We start from the raw sequence: 21,042 nt of genomic DNA on the forward strand, positions 1-21,042 counted from the left end.
TTTAGATATATACATTAATGAATTATTTTTCTTTTAAATACTTCCGATTTGGTTGTGTAACTTCTCGCTACATGAGGAGTTAATTTTCCTGCAATTACTTTATCGAGATGCCACCACCATTCCTCATCGGGTTCGGTACTCATTGTAAAATCATAAACTTCATTGATATGATGATATTTTTTTTCAGCATTTCGTAATAAAACGCGGTCAAACCTTCTGACAGCTGCTTTTTCTGAAGTAGATAGTTCTTGCCAGCGTCTATGAATTTTGCTTCGTCGGTGCAACATGTCAACTGCCTCAAACGGACTAGTATCATAATTATTAACTGAATTACCATAAATACGAATGGACCGTCTAAAACTCATTTCTACGCACCTCCTCAATTGTTCCCAAATATTTATATCCTTTTTCAGGTTTCAAATAAGCTAAATAATCGTCGGGTGGAAAAGATGTCTCCATTATGCCGTCTTCACCAAGCATAACTATCCACTTTTCATCTCCAAAAACAAAGAAGTTTTGTCGATATCCCTTAACAAGGATGAAACGGCGGTGTCTCTTGAAATCCAGGCAAACCGATGAAGTATTGCAAGTAGGGATTTTCCGTAATTTGTTGTACCGTTTCACGGTCGCTTAGCCCTAGCCGTTGTTGGATGATCAGGGAACCAAGCGCAACACGAACAGAAACAGCTTTTTGTCCTTTGAAGGACTTCTCAAACGATTGCGCATACTTTCCCTCTACTTTCCACCACGGAATGAGGTTGGCTAGGATAACCCAGCGGTTTTCTTTATTCAATTTCCCACCAAAGGGTAAGAAAAAATCGTCCTGCAAAATAAGTTGGTTTTCGGTCATCTGGTACAATCCGGCAACCTCCAAGTGCAAGGTTTTTTGATGGAATTTCAACATTTCCTTGCACTTATATTCGACAAAAAATGCTCAAAACCCTTGGTTTTGCTGACTTTTTTCTTTGTTCAGCAGACCCTAATTAAAGACACTTTTTATCGGTTCATTATTTACATGTTTATTATCACTATCTGCTACTACCATAATAACACCTAAAAAGGGGCAAAAGAGTTCCAAAAAAGTTCGCGATTTTTTCTGCCTCTGGAGCCAAAACAAAAAGCGTAAAGAATAAGTCTCCACGCTTTCTTACTTGGCCTTACTTTTTGCTCTTGCCGCTTGAGCCCTTTTGTACTGTTCTAGTTTACGTTGAACGTATGCCTTACGTTCGGCATTATGTTCATGTTCCAGGTAGTATTGTCGAACCATACTTTGCAGCACTTTGGCCATTTCTTTTCCTACATCTTTTCGTGGAGCCTCTGCTTCAGCCATTCTTGCGACTTTATCGTAGGCTGGCTGAAAACGAAGCATTCGTGCTAAAGAACGTAAAGAAGATGGGGAAACGCCAGGAGCCAGCAACATGTAATGCAAGTCCACCAGCATTTGCTTGATTTGTGCATCTTCTAAAGCTAGTTTATAAAAATCATTCAAAGTTTCTTCACTTTTTAGCGAATACACGGCTAAAACATTCCGAAGTCGTTCGTTGGATTTGCTTTTTACAAGCAGCTCATCAAAGGAAAGAGCGTCATCGGGTACCAAATGCTTTTTCCATTGTTCCGCTATTCTTTGAAAATCATGATAACGCATGACGCTCACCTCGCTTGAGCCTATACTTTGAAGCATGTTTATCTTTTATAAGGAATATTTTTCAAGCCATGCTGCCAATTCATCAAGACTCATCGCCTTATTTGCAACGTTTTTACATACTCGATACATTTCATCGTCATTAACCATTAAAGAATATCCATTGAGTTCCAGGAAAACCGCAGCACACCCATAAGCCGTGCGTTTATTTCCATCGACAAAATACTGCGAAGTAGCAAACCCATACATATAAACAGCGGCTTTCATAAATAAACCAGGATATTGATCTTGGCCAAAGTACCCTTGAAAAGGTTTATCGGCCATATAATCAATTAATCCTGGTTCATGTTCACCGGGCACTCCGCCGTATTTTTGGAGCATAATCTTGTGTATTTCTCGAATATCCTCTGGCTCAAGTTTCTTCCACGTACTCAATTTTTAGATAATCTCCTTAAGCCTTCATCATTTCGGTCACACACTTTATTTGTGAGGCTGCGAATTAACTGTTTTCGTTCCGTCTTATCTTCATTCACTTTTTTTGGTTTTACTTGTTCCATTGCCATTTCGTATTCCTCCTCATGATCTCTCACCTTTAACACCTCCCATATCCATTATGTTCAAAATTAATGTGATTTCTATCATAGGATATGCATAGTTACAGTGTACTAGTATGAGAAACCCTTACTCTTTACACTTATCTTACCACAGTTCTTGTCCCAATCACATATTATTCTGTAGTATCTTATCGCGAGAAACATTCACCTGCTGTTTTATCGAGCTATCGTATCAATCGGATTTTTAACTTGCTTTGTACAGTCCCATCCACTTCGATAAACGGGGCTTGCGTGAGGGACTTGGACTTAGCTCCTCGCGAAGCAACCACAGTAACGTCAATGGTCTGTCCGGTTGTATCTGTGACCGGTACTTCATACCATCCAAACCAGGTGTTCTGTTCGTTGTCCGTTGGATCAATAGGAACGAGATTCTGTGTCGTTCCGTCCGAATAAGTGGCGACTACACTTTGCGCAGCTCCCGTTGTTTTCACCGTAAATTCCACTTGGCCTCCACTTCGCTCATACACTGGAAATAGGGTCGTAGGAAGCGGGTTCGTTTGACGGGGGCCCGGTAGGTATTGCTTGGTTGCTGTGAGCTCGCCCACCGTTAACTGACCATACTCTAATCTCACGTTCAATAAGCGTGGGGTGTTTTGTCTGACCGTCGTCGATAACGTCGCCCGTAAGACCAGGCTCGATCCCGGAGAAACATCCGTCCATGTACCCAGCGTGAGAGGAAGAAAGGTTGTTCCTCCATCCGTTGAAATCTCGTAGGATATGGCTGTGCCGAGGTCGTTTTGCTCCTGCGTATTGAGTCTAACCACATCGACCGGATATGACGTAACGACCGGTTGAGACACATACTGTCGCGGCGTTTCGTAATACTTTGTAAGGGTTAGCCCTGTCATCGTCATGGATGAATTTTCGGCCATGGTTCCATCGGCTGCCGGTTCATAATATTTCACCTGGCCATCGCCCGTAAGAACGCCATACTGATAGATATCTGAATTGAGGGAAACGGAATAAGGATTCGATACCGGTGATTGCCCGAGCACGTTAGTGGCATCCGATAACCCGGCCCCCGTATTTACATAAACGGAGACTTTATCCGAAACAGCAGCCACGATGCTTCCGGAAGCATCGACCTGGGAACTTACCACTCCAGATAACCCCGTCAGGAGCTGAATCGGTTGATACTGAGTTCCGTCGAAAGTATAGTATACGGCTCCAGTTTTCGTCGTCACCACAAAAGCTGTATCATTATTCGGAACGGCAGAGATCGCAACCGGATCGGTAAGACCGGTATTTACAGCCATCGATGAAATCGGGACCATAGCGTTTCCCGCATACGTATATCCCTGGACTTGTCCGTATTGATTTAACGTGAAAATTTTTTTCCCTTCCCCCGTGTCCGATGAGCTGATCGAAATGACTTGATTGGTCCCAAGAATATCAAGGGCCGGATTTTCCACAAATCCAGCCCCACTCATTTCAAAATATTTAATATCGCCATTAGGAATCAACACAAAGGCTGCCATCTCGTCCTGAAATAAGCTAACCGCTAAAGGATTGGAAACATTTATTTTTAGCGCAGAAACCCCTTCTATCTTCCCGGAGTTACTGTCATACGCATAAAAGGAAACCCCATCGGCCTGTGCCACCGCGTATCCTTTTCCCACATATTGATTGAGGGCTAATGCATTGGGCAGAGGACGAAGAGGAAGCTGCACCCACTGATCTTGCAGATCGACATAAGCATCCGTTTTCTGGGTATCTACTTTTGATAAGTCGTGAAAGTCATCCTGAAAGACATCGGCATAAACCGAGGGGATAGTGAAAAACGTAAAGAAAACGATAAGCAGCAAGATTCGTTTCACTATTTTCCCTCCTTATCCCTGGGTTTCATTGATAACTTCTGTTCGATTGATGTAGTACACGCCGTCCCATTTTCTAAGCCCAAATCGCGCTACCATTTGTTTCAGCTTTCCCTGATTCTTCACTTGATACCGGACCAGATAGTTGTATTCGTCCGAGGTCAACGAACGCCCCACATACTGAAGGGTTGGTTGGTCAATGCTTACTCCCTTTGCCCACTTTGTAGGCAAGTATTTCATGGTTTTCTCAAAGCTTTGCAGGGCATCCCCGCTTAAGAGTTGTTGGGCTTTCGCCCATTCTCCGGAACCCGAGGCCGTAAGAAACGTAAGAATGGTATCCTGAGCTCCTGATAAACCAAAGCCGATAGGATACAAATTCCCTTCCTCCGGCTGTTGTGTGGCGAGATCAATACGATAGATTTGCCAGGTTTCGTTGGAACGGTAGAGCGAATACACTTGATCCTGCAGGTCCACTTTTCCTCCCGGGAGACGAACGACTACCTTGGCATGGACTTCACTGATCTGTTTTCGAAGATCCTGCTGGCTTAAGGTATACGATTCTTGAAGTATGGTTGCCGTTTGTACGTGGTCCAGCCCATGGTTTGCAGACAGTTCCTCCAATTTGTTTCGCAGCCCCCCTATTGTATGGGCTTTCGCGTCCGACCATTTCCCCTCTGCTACAGAATGAACATAGGTTTGTACAACCTCTACCGGACGCTGGTCCCAATACAACCAGTAGACGGTCACGATACAAAGAAAAAAGAGAAAAAGCCATCCGATTGGATGGCGTATGAGACGTCTCATCTCCCCTTAACCTCCTTTACACAAATACGGTGAGTACACTTCCTAACCAGAGGAAGGGGATCAGGGGGAGTGTTTTTCCTTTCTTCCACTGATTTATAACTCGAAGCAACCCTATTGTCAAAATAAAAAGAAGGGTGGTAAAGAGGACGGCCACCGGCGCATGAATTCCTAGTCCAACCCCAAACCAAAAAATTAATTTAAGATCCCCTCCCCCGACCTGCGCCGTCCCGGTGAGCTTTTTACTTATCCAAAAAGCAAGCAAAAGGCTAAAAAATAACATTCCTCCCACTAGCATTCTAAGTTTCCAATGGGTTGGATCTTCAGCATAAAACAAGAGAGGAAGAAGGATGGTCATAATGAAATTCAGCTTGTTCGGAACGATCCCCCACTTGGCATCGATGAAGGCCGCTATACTTAAGGCCAGCCAAAAGCATAGAATACTCACATTCAAAAGAAATTCCCCCTTATTGAAATTTCGGCTGAGAAAAGACAGACCTTGAATTTCCATTTGCAACCCAATCTGGAGAAGGCGCTATAGAAGGATTAAGCACCTGGTTTGCTTTATTAAAGTCGTCCATTCCCACCTTAAACGGAAGATTCCCGGACATCTGATTGATGGCCGGGAAAGCAAACACAGGGGAGGGAAGTAAAAAATTAGCCTTAAGATTCGTCTGTAAATGTAGGCTCTTCACGTTCTTTTCAAAGGTTTGTTCAGCTGACGCCAACGCTTGGGGTTGTTGAATTTCATAGTGCCAGCTTGTTGCTTCACCAAAACTGCCAAATGCATCGTCTACCCGTTTGACTTCATTGGCCCCGGCAAGCACAGCAGAATCCGTGGCTGCCATGATTCCCTCTTTTGCAATAATATTTCGACCGATATCGAACTCCAGCAACAGTAAGGGAATCATAAAAATAAACAACATGAGGATGAATACGAATCCGGCAAACCCTTTTTCACCATTCTCGTCTAAACGATAACGTGGTTGAAAGCCTTTGAGAGTTATCAACGGGATGGCCTCCTCCCCATAACGCTGTAAAATCTTTAGTAATCCAAGGATGGTTATAGAAAATAGTTACGGTTACGTATTGCCCATCGTTCATATTGATATCTACGTCACGATCTTTATCAAAAAGCGTCTCCCCATTTTTTTGCTGAGGTAACTGGGACATTAACGAAGCTGCTTGCTGTTTGCCATCTAGAATAGTGCTTCCCTCATTTGTGGCCAAATACCTGCCAACTTCCCGTGTGGCGACCATATCAAAATACTTGGAATTGATGGCATACGGAACTTCCAATGACATTATGAGCATAGTAAAAAACACACCGATAAATATAAAAAGAAGGAGAAAATCGGCGTAGCCCCGTTCATCCTCCTTCACTCTTTTTACCTCTTTCCATGTCATCAAGACCACCCGCTTTACGAAAAAATCGTTTGGATCTTGCCCTGGATATACGTCCACATCGTTGAGAAAAACGTGCTGATATTGCCCCGGTTGGTATAGGCAACATAACCAAGCACTAAAAGCATAATGATACCTCCGCCAATCGCACCCAGACCTCCTTTGTTCCCTTTCATTGATTCAGAAAACGATTTCCACATTTTACTTAATTTTTTCATTTGGTACTTTCTCCTCTCCATTTTTAAAGTTTAATTCCGTTACACGTTTTACGAAAAAATCGTTTGGATTTTGCCCTGGATATACGTCCACATCGTTGAGAAAAACGTGCTGATGTTATCGCGATTGTTGTAGGCAACATACCCAAGCACTAAAAGCATGATGATACCTCCGCCAATCGCACCTAGCCCTCCTTTATCTCCCTGAAGTGCTTTTAACCTTTTCTTTTTCCATTGATACATCGTTTACTCGCTCCTTTCTTGACTTTTATAGTTACTGAAACATTTTGATAAGCATGGTTCCTAACACGATGATGGTGCCAAACGCAAAGGGAAGAACCGTGAAAAAAATAATCCCATACATGATTTTAAGCTTGGCCTTTCCGATCTCTGCTTCAATGTCATTCTCCAATTTTTCATCCATGCTTCGAATCATTTCGCGTACGACGCTTAAAAAAGACGTTCCTCTTTCTTCAGCCACAATGACGAGAACACAAAATTTTCGTAGTTCAGGAAAATCAAATTGATCGGCAACCCAGCTAAATACCTCTCGAACCGAGGATGAATGAAGCCTTTTTGTAGCTTCCTGAAATATATCGCTTAACGGTTGCTCTACGGCTTCCCCAGCATTTTGAATAGAAGTCGTTAAATCGGCTCCTTTTTCTAGTTGCACTTCCATCAGCTTCAGCATCTTACGAAAAGCTGGTCGCGCTTTCCCTCTACGTTGAAGAATTCTGGCCTGTACGACAGAAGCAGGAAAGTAGAAGCCCAAAAATCCAAGCACCAGGTAATCCTGAATTCTTCCTCCGGTGTAATACGCAGCAATCCATCCGATAAACATATGAAAGAGTCGAAAGACAAAAAATTCGAGTCCATTGTTCCATCCATTCATATAGCCGGCTTGCATTAATTTTCGTTCCCAATATTTCAGATAGTCTTTTTTGGGCGAAAATGGGAATATGTTGATAAAAATCCGAACCAATAACCGAACTTTTCCTTTTTTACCTTTCACATCTTCCTTTTCCAATTCAATACCAATAATGCGCTGATATAAATGTTCCAGGCTTTCCGTCTTTCGAAAGGCAATCCATAAGGCAAATAATTGAACCGAAAGAAATGTATACACGCCAACTTCCATACATTCACCCCCCGTATTTTTTAATAAAATGTTCTCTGCTTATGGAAAGAACATGGATTTCTTGCATTCGCCACGCCCGAAAAATTATGCGTGGACGAATCCAATTTCTAAAATTCGCAGCACAAAGAACCGTATCCAGGATCTTTTGGATTACGGTGGTCGGTCGTTTTTCCAATATGTCAGTTTCTCGGCTATAATCGATAACAAAACTATCTGCTACTATATCGGTAATTCCGATCCAGAATGTACCCTTCTGCTGTTGTAGATAGCGAGCAATCCTTTGATAAGCCTCCCTTCTTTTCTGAAAAAAACGTTTTTTGGTGACGACATAAAAAAACCAAAAGGGGCAATGATGAATCGACAGTTGGTTCCCTTTTCGCTTCACAATATAATGGTCAGTGATACGCTTAAACACGAATCTTCACTGCCCTGAACACAATCACGGCGCCTACTGAATTAAGTAGTAAGGCCCCGATGATAATGAATAAAATGATGGGTCGGGTAGAGATTAACTCCGCAAGCTGATGTCGGAATCCAAGGGGAACGACAAATGAAATTCCAATCAATAAATATCCCATCCGCCGTAGCTCAACCGTTTTAGCCATCGCTTTTCTCTGGGCACCAACGGAACGGCTGATCATCATTTTGATGTCATCAAAAACAGCGGCCAAGTTTCCCCCTTCTTCCGTAGTGGAACGTAGGGCCTGAGCAGCATAGTGCACGGCCTCAATGTCTACACGGTCCGCTAACTCTTCAAATGCTTGTGGAACAGAAATCCCTTCTTTGAGACGATTCTCAACGATTTTCATTTCACGACTGAACCAGCCATAATTAACAATCTTTTGCGACTCCGCAACATAGTCATCAATCGTTCCGTGCGCTCGGAATATACTGGCCCCGACATCTAGCGATAAATCAAAGTCCTGGATAAATCGCTTTTCATTTTGCTTCACGAGGAAAGCGATCAGGCGGTCAAATAAAAAAGGACCCAGCAAAAGGCCCAATAAAAAGCCCGCTTGTCCCATTTTTAACGAACACAAATATCCCACCAATACGGCAAAAACCATCACAACATACGGGATAAACGGTCGAGGAATCGGAAATCCGGCACGAATAATCTGTAGGTTCCATCGTTCAAGACGTTTGTGTTTTCTTTTCTCTCTTTCTTTCCGATAATGTCCCTCCATACGGGACTCCATTTGTTTATGCCGCTCTGCCTTTAAATAGTAAGATCGAACAATGATGCATACAGCGATTAAAAATACAAGGAATCCTTCCATTTTCCATTTCTACCTCCTATTCACCTGGAATAAACGCATCTCTTGGCTTTTGAAGGATAGTCGGGATCGTCATTCGGTGTTTTCTAGCTTCTTTGATGACTTTTTCACTTAACCCATGGAATTTCCATCCCCAGTCCCCTTTTTCGGAAAACTCAACGGTAAAAATAGGTCGAAGTGCAATCTCATTGTCGATCATTCGATCGACTTCTGCAATTTCACCAATATATTTATCGTCATCATCTGTTTTTTCAATATGAATGATGGTTTGTACCCCTTCGACAATCATATTCAGGATATCAAGACGGGTACTGCCAGGGTACGAACAGGCAAGGGAGATGAGCCGTAAAAGAGCAGCCTTCGTAGAGTTCGCATGTATCGTACTTCCTCCACCGGGGTGCCCATTGATAATCCCTTGTAGAAACAAATAAGCAATGCTATCACGAAGCTCAGAAATAAAGAAGCGATTCACGTCCATCCGGAGGATTTCTTTCATCAAGTCTTGGATGGTAATGGCTCCCTCCCCCTCCATATTCGCCTGTCGTTCCCATAATCGGATCGTTTGTTCATGGTCTGGCTGCATCTCTGGGGCCTCTTCAATGATCCCGTTCACATGATAGGAGGGGATAAAAGGGAAAATCGCATTGAGTGTTGTTGTTTTCCCTGTTCCCATCCCTCCTGCAAACAGAAGGGTAAAACGAAGTCGGCAAATCAAATGCAAGTAAGCCATGATGAGCACATTCATAAACCGATTCGTTTGATACAGTTTTTCTTCCGGTATATTTTCATACTCCTGAAGTAATCGGTTCCACTCCTCCTGTCTCTCCTTCTCCAGGGTATATTCGGTTTCCACCAGTTCCTGTACAGTAAATCTCTTGGCAAATTTCCGGATGCTTACAATGGTATAAGGAGTAGGAATGCATTTCCCCTCTCTCCATTCCCCCACCCCTGAAACATTTGTAATGGCATGAAGACGGGAACCATCCATGAGTAAGGCATTGGTTCGAGCGATACTTTTGTCAAAGCGTCCTCCCATTCTTGACGCTTTAATCTTTCGATTGATCCAGGTATGCAAGTGTTCTTCGTTCCGGAAACGATGCTCAGGTTTATCGGAACGCTGGTATCTTCCCTTTATTTTGTATAACGTGTATTTATCTCCAATAATTCGAATATCCGTGACGAGTGGGTTGTCCATAAACTCTTGAATGGGGCCATAATCCTTAATATCATTGACAAGGCTAGTAACCAATGGATATAGATACTCACTCTTAATTCGATTTTCCTTATCCTTCTGACGAATGAGCTCAATGAGACTCATTTGTAACTGTTGCTTACTCATCTCCTCAATGTCTACATCTTTATTTTCCTCACGCATGAGTTCGAGTATATACTCCTGCAGTCGAACAAACTCATCATCTGACAAATCCGTTTTGCTTGAGGATTCGTCCAGGAAGTTAGAATCGTCGTCAGGCAATTCCGTGTGAGGTTGGACGGAAGCGGGCTGACTGATGACGGATTGAACAAAAAATGGGCCACTTCCAGAAAAGGAAGGGCCACGTGAAAATTTTTGTGCCTCTTCTATTTGTTTGACTAAACTCATTGTTTATTCGCTCCTTCCGCATTGGATGGTGTTCCTGATGGGGGTACGGACTGTGGGTTCGGGACTCGTGTTTTTTCGACCTGTTCATACTCTTTTTGGACAATCACAGCACGAATACGACCGGTATCAATCGAACGAGCGATATCCGGAAAATCTTCTTTTTTGACGGCTACATACATCCGGGCTGTCCCATCATCTTTTTTATCGATACCCAAAACCGGCACATATTGCGCCACATATTTAGAAATGATTTGGTTATTTTGCATATTAAAGACACCGTTTAAATGAATGGTATCCCCGGGATTGATTTGGGCACCAATATCATTCGCCGACAAAGGAATCGAGGCAGCTACCAGGCTGCTGTTCTTTAGTGAATACAAAAGAGCCTCCAAGGTCGCTCCTTTTAAAGAAATTAAATGGCCTTTTTGTATGTTCGTTTCGGGAAGTAAACCAAGAGCCGTTCGCTTTCCGATCACTTCGTTATATTGATTTTCTCCAAAGGTACCCTCAATCACTGACGTAGCTGGCACACTTTTTATCGTGATCATTTCCGGCGTGATCACCGTATAAGGCGGAATGTACTTGGTCGTTTGAACCACTTTCACTTCATTTTTCATCGCGTTGACCGTGGCATTCACTTTGACGGCCAAAATGGCCGCAAAAACCAGAGCGAAAAGTAAAAACCAGGTACTCTTCTTATTTATGCTCATATTCATCTTCAACAGCATTACCCCCTACTGAAAAATGGAAGGGAAATCCTCCATGTTCTCCGTTTTTGTTTTTCCTCAACCTCTACACTCTCGATATCAATGGCTAATAATTTTCTCAGAACCGATTGGAGTTCCCGAGAAAATGGATCTTTCGGACGTGAAAGAACAACCGGATCCCCTTCCTCGCTGCACCGTTGAAGTTGACGGCTATAACTAAGCGTACCAACGGGAATAGGTTTCAGTTTCTCCGCAATGAATTCAGCGTCTCCATTTTTGGCGATGTTTGTTGGGTCATTGAGAATGATTTTAATTTTTTCAGGCTGGATACCGAGTCGAATAAAGCGATTCACCGTTTGGCGATGACGTTCCAGGGAAGTTTGATCGGAAGTCATCACGTAAAGAATATAGTCTACACTTTTTAATATCTTGATGTTACTCTTGGTAAAATTACCATCGGTGTCAAAAATAATCGTTGAGAAACATTTGGCCAAGTTTCTTTGAATTTTTTGAAACAATTCTTCTTTCAGGGGATGTCCCAGATAATCCATAGGGCTAGGCAAACAATACAACCCACTTCGGTGCTTGCCTAGTGAATGCAAAATCGTCTTTTCATCCATGTCATCGGGAAAATTCATCCAATCAATCACGGAAAAGTGAGCGTTAATTTTCAAAATTGAGCTGATCACCCCTTGGTGTACGTCCGTATCGACCAGAACCGTTGTCCTTCCGCTTTTCAGAAAGCTCCCACCCACATTCACCGCAATATTGCTCTTTCCTACGCCCCCCTTCGCACTATACACGGCATAGGTAGTAGGGCGCTGTGAAAGCGTGATGCTTTGTGACGGAACAGTGGATTGGACCGGTTGCCCTCCGAATGTAAAATTTTTCTCTTCACCTGCAGGTGGATGCTGACGAATGGTAAACAGTGTTTCCTCCTTGGGTTCCTGAATCTCCAACGAAGGATAGAAGGTTTTCACATATTGCATGGCTTCTTCTCTTTTCGTTGCAACATTTATGACTACTTGCAACTGTTTCGGCCCGTATCGACCAATCAGAAAGTCATAGACCCCCAATCGGAACACGTCCTGGATAATTTCTTCATCCCCTTCCCCCAATAGTAAAAGAATCGGTCGGATTCTTTTCTGTTTGGCTTCGAACAGGATGGCAGAAAGGGGTAAGGGGCCGGGTAAAAATCGATTGATTAACAAAACATCGGCATTTGTTTCCTGATCGAGCCACTTTGCTAACGACATCTGATCCCGGGCCACAGTACGGATTTCAAGTCCCCAGGATGCCGCGTTCTCCTCTAAATACTTATCAATCGATTCTTCACAGGTAGCCAAAATCACTTTCATACGAAAAGTCCTCCTTCCAATTCAAACAGGTCGAAGTATTGTCTCTCTGAGTTAGGTTGTAAAACAAAAGGTCGACCTTTATAGAGGGATTGAAGAGCGCCCTCAAAACGAGGAATTAAAAGCTTCGGCGCACATCCCAATTCGTCTGTAAATGGAATGTCGATCCCCTCCTCCTTCTGATTCCATACGACTACCGGCTCACAATATTGATTCAATTCCTTCCAATCTTTCTTCCACTGACGAAAATGATAGTAGTTTGAATCAAACACAGCATACACCTGGGTTGCTTTCTCACAATTTTTTTTGAGAAGGGGGTTTCTAAGGGGAACATCCATCACAATGGTTTTCGTGGATAACAGTTGATCAAGATTCTCCCAAAAGTTCGCTGTCATCTCGGGTGTAATTTGCACATCCTCAACATCCGGATCCAAGCCATAAATTTCAAGACTTGGTGCATAGGGGGGACAATATCCATTGGCTGCCTCATTATGAAACAAGGAGAGCAATCCTTGTTCGTGTTCTGGTAGATTGGCCCAAGTATGCAACCCCCGGTTCGGCAGGTCAAAATCAATTAATACCGTTGGTGTTCTTCGTGAAGAAATAACGGCCGTATTCAAAGCTAAAAAGCTTTTTCCTGTAGGAAGACGAGAGACAAAAAGAAAGAGACCGGATCCATTGGGGAGGGGGGTCTCTTTCTCAAGGGCAATAGGTTCACGAATGGAAAAGGCTTGTTCGAAGTCCTCTGCTCTTGCCTCTTCCTGATGATGAATCGAAAACATTACATTCTCCTCCTCAACTTCAACTCCAGCTTCCATTTCCAGATCCACTAGGTCTGCTGGTATAAAAATTCGCTGAAGGATTTCCTCTTGCGACATGATTGGATCATCCAGCGTTTCTTTCTCTTGTTTTCTTATAAAAAACTGAAAGATAGCAAGGAGCCAATTTTTAATTTTTGTAAAGAAAGACTCTTTTTCTTCTACTATTTTTTCCTGTACTGGTTCCTCCTTTACGAAGGACTCAGGTAAAATAGGTTCCCGGATGGAAAATTCTACGATTCCATCCTTTAACTTCTCTTCCCGCCAAAGGGAAGGGACATATTGATGCAATAAAGACGGTGAGATATCAGCAAGAATTATGGCATGAATCGAACAGGCAGAAAGAGCGACAATGGCTTGACTAGCCAGGCTCATGAGTTGTTCTTTTACAGCTTGCTTTTCTTCTTTCGGATTCGAAAGAGAGAGTCGCAGTGTGTAGGTGACTTTCCTCGATGCACCTGCCACAGATCCCTGCTGATGAAGCCATAGTCTCTCTCGACCGATTTCTGCAAGCCCGGATGAAATCTTCCCTTTTTCTATTTCTTCCTGTTGCCTTCTCCATTCCGTGGTAGGTAAATGTTTATCCTGTTCGGCAAAAATCATGATTCCGACGCCTTCATCCATAAGATTTTGAATCAAAGGTTGAAAGCCGGACCATACGAGCACTTCCTGCTCTTCCGGAGGAAGATGCTCCCATCCCTCCATCGAAGCCTCAAGGAAAATCATCCAGTCACCATTTTTGGTTTCGATGCAAGGGGCTTCAACCGACTGAATTGGAAAAAATAAATCCAATTTCTTTCCTTCATACAGTTTAGGTTCTTTTCGATACCTTCGGTTTTTCCTCAATATATCAGGCAAGCCAACGGCAATCGCACCCGAAGCCACGAGAGCCGGTATGATAAAAATAAAAAATTTAAAACCAAGAGGAAGAGGAAGAGATAAAAAGAAAAGAACTGCTACACCTAAAATAATAAGAATCCGGATAAACTCCTGGATGGTAAGCCCGCCCAGCTGGATATCCTCCCGGATATCTTCCGTAAAATAAATCTTTTTCATGCCTTCCAAAGCCCCATTTCTACGCCATCTTTAGGCTTGTTGCTCGTCTTCATGGGGACCCCTTTTTCAATCACAACGTATCCTCCATCCGTAGTAGTCCAGAAGCGAGGACGATCCACATTCGTCGACTGTGTAAAAAGTTTCTGTACCTCTTTTTCCTTCTGTTCGTCTCCCTTCTCTACAAAGGCATGAATAGAACCATTCTCGTCTTTTTGGTAAACGATTTTTTTAGCTTCCATTTCTTTTTTCAGTGAAGAAATCGAATTCTCCTTGCTTTGAATTTCCTCTTGAAGAGAACGCTTCTTTTCATACAACTCATTCATTTGTTTTGTGAGATAATCCCGATGAGCTACCATAACCTGCATCGAGTCTGGTTCCTTTGTCACTTTCATTTGTTCGGTGACGCCCTTGAGTTCCTCCTGGGCCATTTTTTGCTGTTCTTCAATTTGAGACAAGTCTTCTTTCTTTTTCTTTAAGGACTTGTTTTCATTTTCAATGGGTGTAAGCAGTTTTTTATTGTGTTCAACAATTCTATTTTCAATTTCGTGTACATTGTGCTGCGTTTCAAATACTCGATAGTCGCCAGATAGTGTATATCCATCCTGCAAGGTCATGTCCAGCTGTCGAGTCTCCGTTGTAAACGAGGGTTGTACTTTTCCCATCTTATTTGTGTAGGAAAAAGAAGAGCCATCAATTGGGGATTTACCCACAATTTTCTCCCAAAGGCTATCATTGTTCCTTGGTTTCAACTTGTCCCCTTTTTCCATCCATTTTTCCGCTCGTTTTCCACTGGATTCGCTAAAATCGTCTAATTTATTCACCATTTTGGAAAACATATCGTCGTTGTCTTTCGAAATCGGTATCCCAAAATTAGAAGCCACTTGCTTTAAAACCCCCGATGCCTTTTTCGTTGAGTTGCTCACGTTTTTCAGAACACTCGCCCCATTCAAATATACGGGATGCGCAGCTGCTTGAAGGACCGGGCGCCAATAAATAAACCAAGTCACAATCAACAATACGATAATCACGATGGTATTGAGTGCCGGTGCTGAGACTAAATCTAAGACCGCATCACTGGCCGGCTTTTCAAGCTGTCTATCCGCCATCCATTGCCAGGAAAAGGAGTAAATAAATTTGATGACAAAGCATCGAAAAATCAAGTGACCCCATCCTATCATGGGCTCTGGACGACCGGATAACGCACTCCAAGAAGACCAAAAAGGAGAGAAAATAGCCAAAGCAATAATGACACCGTACATCAGCAGTGTAGAAATCGAAAGCACGAGTAAAAGCAACCCTTGTATTTGAGAAAACCACAGCCCGCAAATTTTCAGCAGCGATCTCATCAGCGTTTGATCTCCATCAGGCCCGACAAGGATTAAGTAAATGGCCTGCTCTCCGCTCATATTGTCAAAGGAGACTTTAAATCCCTGCAGCTGCTGACTTTTTGCACTGGAAAGATGGGCGTTGATTTGGGAAAACGTGTCCGTCAAGGACTGCGATAAGATGAAATTGCAAATCTTGATCCCATAGTCAAACAGCGTGAGGGAATAGAAGGAAAACAGCATGGAAAGTGAAAGGACCCATAACACGCTCTTGGCTTGATCAATACGAATCCCCCTCATGATTCGATAGGCATTCACCATAATTCCAAGCATCAAAAACGGAATGGTACACCAGAGCACAGCCCCCCAGCTGCTATGAATCCAGTTGCCCTGTTGAACAAAGGTAGGGATTTTGACAAATGCAAATCCCAGCACTTTCAGCCACATGTTTAAGATTTCCTGCATCCAATCGGCTATCCAGTTCAGGAAGAACTCTTTGATGGCCTCGCCGGTCATGATCTTTTTGATATTATCAACGAGTTCCTTTATGGACGAAATTAAACCGCTCAGCCAGCCGCTATCTTCTCCTCCCCCACCCCCTCCGCTCTGACTTTTTATAGCTTTCGTGTCCGTTGATGCCTTTGTTGCATCGGATTTAAAGGATCCTGAATAGGGCGATAGCTTGGAAGCAGCGGTTGTGGTCGATGATTTTGACGATGTTGAAGTGGATTTAGAAGATGTGGACCCACCTCCTGTCGTTGCTGCCGTTGCAACAAAAGACTGCATCAAAAAAAAGAGAAAGAATGTGATTAGTAGGCTTATACCGACAATTTTCCTTCTTAATTTCATACTTTCACCCCCTTTTTTTCAACTTCCTAAAATCTTAATCGGTTGACTGCTGAGTGGAATATTTTCAAGGTCATCAATTTTCCATCCTAGACCGTCCATATAGAGAAGCTTGGTTTTAATCATCATGGTCGCGTTGCTGTTTTCTCCGTTATAAGAAAGAGTCTGGATAAATGTATTGATATACTCGACATGAGTTCGATCATGGGTATATTCATAGGTCTGCACATTCCTGACGCTTGCCGTTACATCCGCGCCTTTTTCGGGAATTTCCCCTCCGCTCGGATGTGCAGCCTGAAGCCCTTGACGAGTCATGATTTCTTTAATGTTTTTATATCGGTCGGCTGTATTTTGATAGTTGAAAAAGCGCTCGATGAATAAATCATTTACTTTCTTTGCGTCCACTTGGGTAACGCCGGAAAGCGAATCTACTTTTTCTTTATAGCTTGCAACCAGCATTTTCTGTGCTTGAAGCTGCGACCATAAGATAAAGCAAACTATAGCAAGCGCTGCTATCACAAACAGGATAAGGACTGTCATTCTACCAGAACGCGCCATCTTGCTCCTCCTTATTTCACGCGCCTAAATCCTAGAAACGGATATAGCTTTTTCCATGCATCTACACTACTGTATTGAACCCCACTATTATTACTGTTGATAAACTGCCCATTTCCTACATACATGCCAACATGGCTCGGTCCCGCTTTGTAGGTAGAGAAGAACACTAAATCCCCGGGTTTAATTTGGGATTCGGGTACAGGAACGGTTTTATCGAACTGAGTTTGTGCATCTCCAGAAAGATTTTTTCCGATTTTTCCAAAGGCATATTCTATGAGGCCGCTGCAATCAAATCCTCCTGCTCCCGGGCTTCTTCCTCCCCACACATACGGCCAGCCTAAATACTGTCGCATAATATTATGAACAGCGTTCACGTCAAAAGATTGTCCCCCTGCAGGAAAATTTCCAACGAGCACGCTTTCTGTACTGCCCTGGTAATACTGCAGGACATGATCCACATAATCCACATCACCATAGCTGCTCCAGCCTAATCTGGAGGCTTCCATATGGCTGAATTCGATGGCAACCTCTTTTGAATAGCCCCCTCGCGCTTTTGCATAATCGATAAATCCAGGGCCAAAATTGTAGCTTTGAAGGGCTAGTTTAATATCTCCTCCTGCTTTTTTTAAAAACTTCCGCAAAATGTTCCACCCCGACCTGTATTGAATACTCCGGATCGGTAATTGCATTCGGGGGAAGACCAATGCTCTCACTACTCTGCATGACATCTAGTTCAGTGCCGGAACTTTCCTGTTGAATTAAAGCGAGGAGAATTCCTACATAACTTTCCACACCGTATTGCTGCGCATATTTTGTGACTAACGGTTCCCATCGAAGAACTTCCTTTGATACCTTCGCACTCCCTCCCGGGGCAAGTTGGTACATCCCTATCGTGTCCTGGTTATTAATAGAGCCGGAGAGGATAAGAAAAGACGTGAAAAGAACAAACAACAATAAGAAGATCGTCAAAACACCGGCCAGGATAGGCAAATTGGCCATCGCTACTACCCAAAGCCAGGATTTCACCTTTTTTTTGACGACGTTTTTGGCCATATCGACCGATGTTTCAAGCACATAATCCCCCCTTTTTATAGAGAAAAGGCATGGACCCTCATCCATGCCTTTTCTATGTGGTTAGCTTGTGAACAGGTGGACCCCCGCTTGAAATACCTTTCCGATGAAAACCAAGACATCATACCAAACGCCGGTGATCCCAATAAGTACTACGACAATACCTATTCCCAGAGACTGAAACTTTTCCATAATCAGTCCCTTCCAGGACGCCCCTTTGATTAAATCTTTGGCATTTTTGAAACTGCCCCAGACCGCATAAAACAACAACCATACTCCAAAGATTGCAATAATATAGTTAAACAACTTAATGAATCCGGACATTTGTGTAGCCCCTTCGTTGACCGGCGGTTTGAATATCGAAGGGTCCGGAAGCTGGACGATATTGTCCCCCCCTGAATTTCCTGTGTTTGCTGCGTTTGCTGCCCAGGTAATCTCCGTAGATCCTATCCAAAATGCACACAAAAACAAGAGGGCCACTGCAACATAACGAACGGATTTTAACTCTTGTAACGCCTTCATCTTTTTCACCCTTTCTCTATTTTTTTATTTCTACTAAGTAAGGCTTTTTTCTACATCTTCCTCACCCCCCTTAACGCAAACAGCCAGGCTTCTCATAGAATACCTGGCTGTTTGTCTAATACTCAGGATATTGATTTAAAAATTCCTCGCGCTGCGCATCGCTCAAAAGGAGAGTATACCCCATTCGTTTATTGTCCGGGGGAGGAGCCTGCACCCACCCTTCTTGCTCTAGATCTTGCAAGATTTCTACACATCGTTGGCGTGCAACATGCAAGTGCTGTTGTAAATCGTCCATTCGTGCAACCCCCATATCGGCAATACGTAGTTTTGCTTTTGTGAGTATATCAAGCGAATCTATCGAGCTCTCACTAGGTAAGGAACCCTGCAAGACCTCTTCATACTGGATCTCTTCCTCCTCTTCAGAGAATGACGGGATCTCTCCGAATAGTTGATTTTCGGTGGTTTTTGGGGGAACCAGAAAATCTTTTAGATGTGGGCCGGGTGCCGCCTCATCCTCTTCAATAAAAGGCGTTTGGATGAAAATTTCTTCCGGTCCGGTTCCCTGTAAAATAAACCGTCCTTTCATTTCTGGGTCTAACTCTGTGCTCGCCATCTGGTTGTCCAAAATCGTCCTTGAAGCTGCCCCGCTTACACAATACCCGGCCAAACGAATAGGCAAGTTATCTTTAATGTACGTAGGTATATTTTCTTTTTGAGGTTTCTGCGTAGCGATAATCAGATGAATGCCTTGAGAACGAGAGGTTTCCCCTAATTCCTTAACCATCGTTAGTATCCCATCACTTAAATCCCTGGTTGACTTCGGAACATTTACAACTTGGGAGACTTCATCGATGATGACATAAACTCTTTCCAACCATCCTACTTTTTTACGGTATGCATCTATATTTTTAACGCCATGTTTCAAAAATAACTCCATACGATATTTATTTAATCGCTGAAGACGGAGCAAAAGCTTAAATACATTCTTTAAATCTGAAACAACACAATAACCGGCTGAAGCATAAACAGAGAATTCTACGCCTCCTTTTAAATCAATAAAATAAGCATACGACCTCCGAATAATTTGAACGGCCATTGAATTGACAAGAACAGATTTCCCGCTTCCCGTGGTTCCACCAACCAATGCATGTGGAAACTTTGAAAAATCCACATAGATGGGTCCGTCAGCACTTTCACCGACCCATACAAGAGCATCATTTGAATGAATTTTTTCAAGTGAAAACTTCACGAATTTAGGAATTTTCCTTTTATTGATGTAAACCATAACCCAGTCCATTCTCTCAGGGTGATAGCTGATTTTATTTATCCGTTTCCCAATGTAGCGTTCCAATCGACTTCGCTGGTTGAGTACATCTTCAAGAGAAAGGGTATATGAAATAGAAATAATAAATTCAATTTTATGCTCATCCTCGGTATATGAATAGCAGCTTGCTTCCCCTCTACTTAAAAATTGGCGACAAAATTCATTGATTTTATCAGCCATAGGGTGCTGCACATTCGGTATAGGCAGCTGTTCCAAATGACTTCCCAGAATAAGCTCAGGTTTTTCTGTTTGTGCTTGTCCTTCATTGTTCATGCGTTGTTTCAAAAAAGGACTCAATATGAGGACGATAAGTCCGGTCCACCCAATCGCAGATACAAGGGTGAGGAAAAGATAATACTCTCTTAACTCTTTAAGCCCTCTAATCGCCAAAGGGCCAAATGCCAGGATAGCAAAAAAAACGAATTGGTCATTTTTTTTCACCTGGAGTCTCCACCCCCACTTTCTACAAATGGCCACTCTTGCTTGTTGTTTTCATGCATCATCGTTGATTTTTGTTCGATTCTTTCCATTTTGATCGGTTCACTTGATACAGATGCAGTTTCTTGTAACCGGTAAACTAGAATTAACAGATTTCGCTAAATAAGAATGAGCAAAATTTCCCATACCCTTCCTATTAATCTATGATAGAACTGGAAATTCTATCATCAGGGGGAAGCGGTGTGAGGAACGAAGAAAGGTGGTCTATGTACTTCGCTATTCGGCAACAGAAGGAGATGGGATTAAAGAAATCCCAAGTGGCAAGGAATCTAAATATATCCCGGAATACGGTCATCAAGTTCTGGGACATGACAATCGAAGAATACAAAACGTTTATGGAGGGACTTGAGACACGAACAAAGAAGTTGGAGTCTTTTGAATCAGAGATTGTTGGGTGGTTGCGAGAGTACCCGGATCTATCTGCTGCCCAGATTATGGATTGGTTGAAGGAACACCA

Annotated in this window: 23 protein-coding genes and 2 pseudogenes; 1 reads left to right on the forward strand and 24 read right to left on the reverse strand. The window is 43.0% G+C overall.

The genetic code is table 11. The annotated features are described in order from the left end of the window. Positions 1 to 14 precede the first annotated feature (14 nt). The 24 genes and pseudogenes from H525_RS0109810 to H525_RS0109925 form a co-directional block, all read right to left on the reverse strand. Positions 15 to 365, reverse strand: a complete 351-nt coding sequence (locus H525_RS0109810) for a hypothetical protein (protein ID WP_035100580.1) — start codon at positions 363 to 365, stop codon at positions 15 to 17. A 176-nt stretch (positions 366 to 541) separates the two neighbouring features. Then, positions 542 to 859 (reverse strand): annotated as a pseudogene (locus tag H525_RS0109815) (transposase); the annotation flags it as partial. A gap of 288 nt (positions 860 to 1,147) precedes the next feature. Further along, the gene (locus H525_RS0109820) at positions 1,148 to 1,645 is read right to left on the reverse strand and encodes a hypothetical protein (RefSeq protein WP_027416062.1); all 498 of its coding nucleotides are present in this window, start codon (positions 1,643 to 1,645) and stop codon (positions 1,148 to 1,150) included. Positions 1,646 to 1,690: 45 nt separating this feature from the next. Then, positions 1,691 to 2,077, reverse strand: coding sequence for a type II toxin-antitoxin system death-on-curing family toxin (locus H525_RS0109825; RefSeq protein WP_027416063.1), 387 nt, complete (start codon positions 2,075 to 2,077; stop codon positions 1,691 to 1,693). Continuing rightward, positions 2,074 to 2,232 carry a hypothetical protein gene (locus tag H525_RS27255; protein ID WP_155837221.1) on the reverse strand — a complete coding sequence of 53 codons (159 nt, stop codon included), beginning with the start codon at positions 2,230 to 2,232 and terminating at the stop codon, positions 2,074 to 2,076. Before H525_RS27255 ends, H525_RS0109825 begins: the two co-directional genes overlap by 4 nt. 188 nt (positions 2,233 to 2,420) lie before the next feature. Continuing rightward, positions 2,421 to 4,073 carry a hypothetical protein gene (locus H525_RS0109835; RefSeq protein WP_027416064.1) on the reverse strand — a complete coding sequence of 551 codons (1,653 nt, stop codon included), beginning with the start codon at positions 4,071 to 4,073 and terminating at the stop codon, positions 2,421 to 2,423. Between the two features lie 12 nt (positions 4,074 to 4,085). Next, the gene (locus H525_RS0109840; RefSeq protein WP_027416065.1) at positions 4,086 to 4,874 is read right to left on the reverse strand and encodes a hypothetical protein; all 789 of its coding nucleotides are present in this window, start codon (positions 4,872 to 4,874) and stop codon (positions 4,086 to 4,088) included. A gap of 16 nt (positions 4,875 to 4,890) precedes the next feature. Next, positions 4,891 to 5,319: a prepilin peptidase gene (locus tag H525_RS0109845; protein WP_245590445.1), complete on the reverse strand. Its 429-nt coding sequence runs from the start codon at positions 5,317 to 5,319 to the stop codon at positions 4,891 to 4,893. A 19-nt stretch (positions 5,320 to 5,338) separates the two neighbouring features. Continuing rightward, positions 5,339 to 5,881, reverse strand: coding sequence for a Tad domain-containing protein (locus H525_RS0109850; protein WP_027416067.1), 543 nt, complete (start codon positions 5,879 to 5,881; stop codon positions 5,339 to 5,341). Beyond that, positions 5,829 to 6,278, reverse strand: a complete 450-nt coding sequence (locus H525_RS0109855; protein WP_027416068.1) for a hypothetical protein — start codon at positions 6,276 to 6,278, stop codon at positions 5,829 to 5,831. Before H525_RS0109855 ends, H525_RS0109850 begins: the two co-directional genes overlap by 53 nt. Positions 6,279 to 6,292: 14 nt before the next feature. Then, positions 6,293 to 6,493 carry a hypothetical protein gene (locus tag H525_RS0109860; RefSeq protein WP_027416069.1) on the reverse strand — a complete coding sequence of 67 codons (201 nt, stop codon included), beginning with the start codon at positions 6,491 to 6,493 and terminating at the stop codon, positions 6,293 to 6,295. Positions 6,494 to 6,541: 48 nt separating this feature from the next. Further along, positions 6,542 to 6,733, reverse strand: coding sequence for a hypothetical protein (locus tag H525_RS0109865; protein ID WP_027416070.1), 192 nt, complete (start codon positions 6,731 to 6,733; stop codon positions 6,542 to 6,544). A 31-nt stretch (positions 6,734 to 6,764) separates the two neighbouring features. Beyond that, the gene (locus H525_RS0109870) at positions 6,765 to 7,628 is read right to left on the reverse strand and encodes a type II secretion system F family protein (protein ID WP_027416071.1); all 864 of its coding nucleotides are present in this window, start codon (positions 7,626 to 7,628) and stop codon (positions 6,765 to 6,767) included. Positions 7,629 to 8,035: 407 nt separating this feature from the next. Continuing rightward, the gene (locus H525_RS0109880; RefSeq protein WP_027416073.1) at positions 8,036 to 8,908 is read right to left on the reverse strand and encodes a type II secretion system F family protein; all 873 of its coding nucleotides are present in this window, start codon (positions 8,906 to 8,908) and stop codon (positions 8,036 to 8,038) included. Positions 8,909 to 8,924: 16 nt separating this feature from the next. Then, positions 8,925 to 10,505 (reverse strand): ATPase, T2SS/T4P/T4SS family, encoded by a 1,581-nt coding sequence (locus tag H525_RS0109885; protein WP_027416074.1) that lies wholly within the window; start codon positions 10,503 to 10,505, stop codon positions 8,925 to 8,927. Further along, entirely contained in the window at positions 10,502 to 11,221 is a 720-nt protein-coding gene (locus H525_RS0109890; RefSeq protein ID WP_245590446.1) for an SAF domain-containing protein, read from the reverse strand. Before H525_RS0109890 ends, H525_RS0109885 begins: the two co-directional genes overlap by 4 nt. An 11-nt stretch (positions 11,222 to 11,232) precedes the next feature. Beyond that, entirely contained in the window at positions 11,233 to 12,570 is a 1,338-nt protein-coding gene (locus H525_RS0109895; protein WP_027416076.1) for a CpaE/TadZ family protein, read from the reverse strand. Beyond that, a complete protein-coding gene (locus tag H525_RS23550; RefSeq protein WP_035100584.1) occupies positions 12,567 to 14,441 on the reverse strand; it encodes a CpaE/TadZ family protein in 1,875 nt (624 codons plus the stop codon). The genes H525_RS0109895 and H525_RS23550 overlap by 4 nt, the downstream gene beginning before the upstream one ends. After that, complete coding sequence (locus H525_RS0109905) at positions 14,438 to 16,615, reverse strand: hypothetical protein (protein ID WP_027416077.1); 2,178 nt, start codon at positions 16,613 to 16,615, stop codon at positions 14,438 to 14,440. The genes H525_RS23550 and H525_RS0109905 overlap by 4 nt, the downstream gene beginning before the upstream one ends. An 18-nt stretch (positions 16,616 to 16,633) precedes the next feature. Then, on the reverse strand, positions 16,634 to 17,170 hold the full coding sequence (locus tag H525_RS0109910) for a hypothetical protein (protein ID WP_027416078.1): 537 nt from the start codon (positions 17,168 to 17,170) through the stop codon (positions 16,634 to 16,636). An 11-nt stretch (positions 17,171 to 17,181) separates the two neighbouring features. After that, a complete protein-coding gene (locus H525_RS28515; protein WP_051330944.1) occupies positions 17,182 to 17,811 on the reverse strand; it encodes a C40 family peptidase in 630 nt (209 codons plus the stop codon). Continuing rightward, the gene (locus H525_RS28520) at positions 17,774 to 18,244 is read right to left on the reverse strand and encodes a lysozyme family protein (protein ID WP_051330945.1); all 471 of its coding nucleotides are present in this window, start codon (positions 18,242 to 18,244) and stop codon (positions 17,774 to 17,776) included. Before H525_RS28520 ends, H525_RS28515 begins: the two co-directional genes overlap by 38 nt. Positions 18,245 to 18,304: 60 nt before the next feature. Beyond that, positions 18,305 to 18,772, reverse strand: a complete 468-nt coding sequence (locus H525_RS0109920; protein ID WP_211236995.1) for a hypothetical protein — start codon at positions 18,770 to 18,772, stop codon at positions 18,305 to 18,307. Positions 18,773 to 18,878: 106 nt separating this feature from the next. Next, positions 18,879 to 20,528, reverse strand: a complete 1,650-nt coding sequence (locus H525_RS0109925; protein ID WP_027416080.1) for an FtsK/SpoIIIE domain-containing protein — start codon at positions 20,526 to 20,528, stop codon at positions 18,879 to 18,881. Between the two features lie 239 nt (positions 20,529 to 20,767). Between H525_RS0109925 and H525_RS0109930 the strand changes: the two are divergent. Then, positions 20,768 to 21,042: pseudogene (locus H525_RS0109930) on the forward strand (IS21 family transposase); the annotation flags it as partial.

The sequence above is a fragment of the Aneurinibacillus terranovensis DSM 18919 genome (assembly GCF_000430625.1).
GTDB classification, from domain to species: domain Bacteria; phylum Bacillota; class Bacilli; order Aneurinibacillales; family Aneurinibacillaceae; genus Aneurinibacillus_B; species Aneurinibacillus_B terranovensis.